This is a genomic window from Citrobacter sp. Cpo069 (assembly GCF_030332785.1).
GTDB lineage: Bacteria > Pseudomonadota > Gammaproteobacteria > Enterobacterales > Enterobacteriaceae > Citrobacter > Citrobacter portucalensis.
The window spans coordinates 316,341-322,327 of sequence record NZ_JAOWHD010000060.1 but is presented as its reverse complement, the minus strand read 5'-3'; the positions used below and the strand labels follow the sequence as shown (position 1 = coordinate 322,327).

The window sequence follows — 5,987 nt, the reverse complement described above, 5'->3', positions numbered from 1 at the left end:
CGAACCCCTACCGAACAGCCTGATGATCTGCAATCTGTAGCGAAGGCCAAAATCCTCGTTGCGCTTGGGGAAGGGGAATTTGCAGGGCAATTAACCGGAAAAAATATCTACCTGGACGGCACGGCGCTGGAAAACGCCGATGGCTCCCAAAACTTTAGCGGCGTGACGTGGGAGTTTCGCGCGGGAACTCAGGCACAAAATTACATTCAGGGCATTCCCGGTACCGAAAACGAAATCAACGTTGGAACTGAAGTATCAAGCGCAACAACCTGGACGCGTACATTTACCAACACCCAACTATCAGCCGTTCGCCTGCGGCTGAAATGGCCTTCACTGTTTAAGCAGGAGGACAACGGCGATCTGGTTGGGTATTCCATCAATTATGCAATAGACCTGCAAACTGATGGTGGGACCTGGCAAACCATGCTTAATACCAGCGCAACCGGCAAAACGACGTCTGGTTATGAGCGCAGCCACCGTATTGATTTACCGCAGGCTGGCAGCACCTGGACAATCCGACTGCGTAAGATTACCGCTGACGCAAACAGCGCCAAGATCGGCGACACGATGACGCTGCAAAGCTTCACGGAAGTGATTGATGCCAAGCTGCGCTATCCGAACACCGCGCTGCTGTACATAGAATTCGATTCAAGTCAGTTCAACGGTTCGATTCCACAGATATCCTGTGAACCACGTGGCCGGGTGATCCGCGTGCCTGATAACTATGACCCCGATACGCGGACTTATAGTGGTACATGGCAGGGTGCGTTTAAGTGGGCCTGGACCGATAACCCGGCGTGGATATTTTACGATCTGGTTATTACCGATCGCTTTGGTCTGGGTAATCGCCTGAGTGCAGCCAACATCGATAAATGGACGTTGTACCAGGTATCGCAGTATTGCGATCAGCCGGTACCGGATGGAAAGGGTGGAAGCGGGACAGAGCCACGCTATACCTGTAACGTCTATGTTCAGGACAGGAATGACGCTTACACTGTGCTGCGTGACTTCGCGGCTATATTCCGGGGTATGACGTACTGGGGCGGTGATCAGATTGTTGCGCTTGCCGATATGCCGAGAGATGTGGATTACGCTTACACCCGCGCTAACGTTATCGACGGACGCTTTACCTATTCCAGCAGCACGACAAAAACGCGGTATACCACCGCGCTGGTTTCCTGGTCTGATCCGGGTAACGCTTATGCGGATGCGATGGAGCCGGTATTTGAGCAGCCTCTGGTGGCCCGGTACGGATTTAATCAGCTGGAAATGACAGCCATCGGCTGCACCCGGCAGTCAGAAGCTAACCGAAAGGGGCGCTGGGGTATTCTCACCAACAATAAGGATCGCGTTGTTTCGTTTGATGTTGGCCTGGACGGAAACATTCCGCAGCCGGGATACATCATCGCCGTGTCAGACGAGCTTCTGTCCGGCAAAGTTATGGGCGGCCGCATCAGTGCTGTTAACGGTCGCGTGATTAAACTTGACCACGTAGCTGATGCAGCAGCAGGCGATCGCCTTATTCTCAATCTTCCCTCCGGTGCGTCACAGAGCAGGACTATTCAGGCGGTTAACGGGGAATCAGTCACAGTCACCACGGCATACAGTGAGACACCACAGGCCGAAGCTGTATGGGTGGTTGAGTCAGATGAACTCTACGCCCAGCAGTATCGAGTTGTCAGCGTCTCCGATAATGATGATGGCACTTTCTCTATTACCGGCGCATGGCATGACCCGGATAAATATGCCCGTATCGATACCGGAGCCATCATTGACCAGCGGCCCGTTAGTGTAATCCCGCCTGGTAACCAGTCGCCGCCGGCTAACATTGTGATCAGCTCGTTTTCAGTGGTGCAGCAGAATATCAGCGTCGAAACCATGCGTGTGAGCTGGGACCAGGCGCAGAATGCTATCGCCTACGAGGCACAGTGGCGCCGCAATGATGGTAACTGGGTAAACGTGCCGCGCAGCTCCACCACCTCATTTGATGTATCGGGTATTTATGCAGGGCGCTACCTCGTGCGTGTGCGTGCCATTAATGCCGCTGAAATTTCCTCTGGCTGGGGCTACTCCGAAGAGAAAACGCTGACGGGCAAGGTGGGAAATCCACCGAAACCTGTCGGCTTTGCGACAACGCCGATCAACTGGGGGATTCGTCTGAACTGGGGATTCCCGGCTAACACCGGGGATACGCTGAAAACGGAAATTCAGTACACCGCGAACAGTGATTTCTCTAATCCTCTATTGCTGTCGGATGTGCCTTATCCGTCAGCCGAATACACCCAACTGGGACTGAAGGCGGGGCAGGAGTTCTGGTACCGCGCGCAGCTGGTTGACAGAACGGGTAATGAATCAGGCTGGACCGACTGGGTTCGTGGCGAATCCAACGCGAACGCAGATGATTACCTGGGGGATATTGCGGATGACTTTCTCACCTCTGCTGATGGTGATCGTCTGACGGGCGATATTGATACCAACCTTGAAGGTATTCTGCAGAACGCGCTGGCCAACCATGCAACCGTGGAACACCAGTGGGCGCAGTATGGTGAAGTACGCGCGGATATTCTGGTGGTCAAAACGACTATTGCAGATGTTGATAAGGCGATGGCTGAAATGTCCACTCAGGTGCAGGCGCAGTTCAATGATGTGACTGCCGCGCTGGAAGATAAGCTCACCGCCGTGGTTGATGCTACCGGAGCCTCTGCAATTTACACCCTCAAAACCGGAGTCCGGATTAACGGCGTGATGTATAACGCCGGAATGTCGATTGCGGTGCTGGCGGAAGCGGGTAAGCCGGTAGTCACTCGTGTCGGATTTAACGCCAATCAGTTCGCCCTGATGAGTGGCAGCAGTGATACGCAATATTCGCCGTTTGCGGTGGTCAATGGTCAGGTCTTTATCAGCGATGCGTTTATCCAGTATGGCCAAATCACGCTGGCAAAAATTGGCGAACTGCGCTCCGCAAATTATGTTCAGGGACAAACGGGCACCATCATGAAATCGGACGGAACGTTTGAAATTAATGGTTCTAATGCTGGTGATGGCAGGACCACAATTGATAACTATGGACAGAAGGTATATGACAAAAATAATACTCTTCGGGTTGTTGTTGGCAAGTATTAGCGGTTGCGCCTCTATTTCTGGGGCGTTAAATAGTGGAGTTAAAAGTGTTGATTGTACGGCTGCATATTCTTCGCATTTAGGTGCCGGTGCTGAACTTCATATTGCGACAGTTTCTATCAAACAGATCCGCATTGATAAAAATGGGACGTATTGGGTCAGGCCGGTTAATAGTCTTTATGTTCGATTCTTTCCTGGCTGGAAGTCTACTGAACACCTGACAAACTACCAATGTAAAGGGGATGATTATGGCTTACGGAGTGCAGTTGTTCGACGCTAAGGGGAATGAGCTGGTGGGGCGGTTCAATCCCACCTTCGTTGCCGCAGTTATCACTTCTCCAGCGTCAGGCACAAAGGCTTATCCGGTTGTTGAGGGAAAAACTCTGGTCGCGGACCCGCAAAACATATTCACCCCAAGCGGTTCAAAAGGCCAGACTCCGGCAACGGCGACCGTTGCCAATGGCACGGTTACCTGGTCTAACGCGTCAGTAAATCAGCCAATATTGGTGATGTACAAATGAGTTATGGTTTAAAAATTTTCCGCGAAGATGGGAGCCTGTTTATTAGTCCTGAAGTCACACCGATGAACTTTATCGGTGTATATCGCTTCACTGGAAATATGACGATCCCCACAGACATTCCAGCTACGGCAAACGTGATTTCCTTTATTCGTAACGATTCGGCAACCGGGGCCGCTTATGTTATTCCGGTTGCTTCAAATGGGAAATGGAACCTGAATTTAAATTGCAATGGGGTAGGCGGTCATGTCTATGTGTTCGCAAACGTTGTTCCGATTGCGCATGGTGTGGGAATGGCAGTGTACAACTCCAACGGCGATATGGTCTGGAACACTGACTGTTTGCCGCTTGAGCTTCATTTTGTAGATAATCCGTGGAACGGCTCAGGAAATGGCAATGGTGCAAACTACGACGTTAATGTCGGTCTTCCGGCGGCAGTGGTATCCGGTATGAGCTCAAATTACCTGGTCCCGTTAGATCCAGCTGCTGGGATTTATATTTATGGGACGCTGACGGCTCGCGCGTATGACAACATCGTTGGTGGGTATTCCATTTATAGCGAACAGATTAACGGGCTGGCCCCCACACCACGATTTAAAAAACAGTATATCTACATCGATACGCGACTTTATTCGTAGAAGCTGCTTTCTATCCAAATCACTAACCTCGCTTCGGCGGGGTTTTTTTATTATCTGAATTCAGGAGATATCCATGTCAGCAGGAACATTAACCCTGACGAATAATTCTGCTGCGGTCGCTGGCAGCGGGACCGCGTTTACTACCGAGGTGGCGGCAGGAGATTTTATTGTTGCCACTGTCGGAGGCGTTCCCTATACGCTCCCGGTTAAATCAGTGGAAAGCGGTACAGCGTTGACGCTGGTCAGCAATTTTACCGGGCCAACACAATCTGGCGCGGCCTGGTCAGCTGTTCCCCGTGTGGCGCTGAATATGGTTACCGCAGCGCTGGTGGCACAAAGTGCGGAAGCCCTACGAGGCCTGAACTACGACAAACAGAACTGGCAACTTTTATTCTCTGCCAACGGCAATATTACGGTCAGGCTTCCTGACACTTCGGAGTTTACCGGACCATCATGGAAAAGCATTATTGAGCAGGTCAATAATGCGTTGTTGAAAAGCCAGGCCCTGGCCGATCTGCCTGATAAAAATGCAGCCCGCGATAATCTCACTTTGGGAAACTCTCAGGATGTTACGTTCGGTAGTGTTCTTGGCTCCCGTGGCGTCAATTCGGTGGCGGGTGGGTCGGGTACAGGCGTCAAAAGCACTGCTGGCGTCAAGAAGGATATTTTACTGACGTCGAATAACGTTGATGGTGAACAGGGCTGGATGATGAACCAGTTGCAGGGCTGGATGGGGAATTCGTTCTACCAGTTTGGCGGGATACGAGGCGCGGGAAATTATCTGGATGCTGTTGCTTTGATTACAAGTAGTTTCGGCTCAGGTGCTGCCACATACCGCTTCAACTTCCTGTCCAACTATAGTGGAGTTATGCAATCACCACGTGGTTTTTGGGGGGCGTGCAAACAGGGTGGCTGGGGGGATGTTGACGGCCCCTGGACCACACCTTACTGGTCGTCCATTATTGGTGGAAACGATGGGGGTTGGGCTCCAATTGTTTCTGGGGGGTCTTCATCAACAGGAGGATATAGCACCCGATTGTCGCTTGGTATCATTGCCACAGGGGCCAACTCTTGGCCCCACGGAGTCTTACATTTTATGGGCGATGCCAGATTTCACAGGATGTTCAGATTTAATCCTCAGTCTGGAGACATTACTACTGACGTATGGAACGAATCCGGGTCAAACTGGCAGGGATCGTACGTGTTCGCCAAGAATGCGACGTCAGACCGTGATCTCAAAGAAGATATTCAATACCGGGACGGGAAAGACAGTTTCGACCGTGTAATGCAGTGGTTACCGACGATGTTTAAGTATAAGGGATCGGATACGCAGCGCTTTGGCCTTATTGCCCAGGATCTGACTAAAGTGGATCCGCAGTACGTAAAGATAGTGCCTGGTGGACCTGTTTTTGAGGACGTTATTGGGGGGGATGAGTCCGGTAACGAATATGTTGACCATCAAATTGAGGTTGGTCTCAAAGACGATACCCTTGCCCTTGATAACAATGTCATTATGGCCGATATGGCCTGCGCTTTGGTTTATATGGGCAGAGCTATGAAGGAACAAATGTCAGAGCTCAATTCTCTGAAGAATGTCATTGAGACGCTGAAAGGTAGCCAGCAAAATTGATGGTTGCCGCAACCACGCCGTATGCAAGAACATGATTGCGGCCGACTGGCGAACGTTCGATAGTGCGAGTATTGAATGATT

4 protein-coding genes are annotated in these 5,987 nt (G+C 51.2%); all 4 read left to right on the top strand.

The features are described 5' to 3' along the window. Positions 1 to 3,123: TipJ family phage tail tip protein (locus OGY08_RS20385; RefSeq protein WP_286565406.1), on the top strand; the 3,123-nt coding region annotated here is incomplete at its 5' end. Positions 3,124 to 3,368: 245 nt separating this feature from the next. After that, positions 3,369 to 3,641: a hypothetical protein gene (locus OGY08_RS20380; protein ID WP_008322429.1), complete on the top strand. Its 273-nt coding sequence runs from the start codon at positions 3,369 to 3,371 to the stop codon at positions 3,639 to 3,641. Continuing rightward, positions 3,638 to 4,276 carry a hypothetical protein gene (locus OGY08_RS20375; RefSeq protein ID WP_126317848.1) on the top strand — a complete coding sequence of 213 codons (639 nt, stop codon included), beginning with the start codon at positions 3,638 to 3,640 and terminating at the stop codon, positions 4,274 to 4,276. The genes OGY08_RS20380 and OGY08_RS20375 overlap by 4 nt, the downstream gene beginning before the upstream one ends. Before the next feature lie 73 nt (positions 4,277 to 4,349). Beyond that, complete coding sequence (locus tag OGY08_RS20370) at positions 4,350 to 5,906, top strand: tail fiber domain-containing protein (protein WP_275377283.1); 1,557 nt, start codon at positions 4,350 to 4,352, stop codon at positions 5,904 to 5,906. Positions 5,907 to 5,987: the final 81 nt, after the last annotated feature.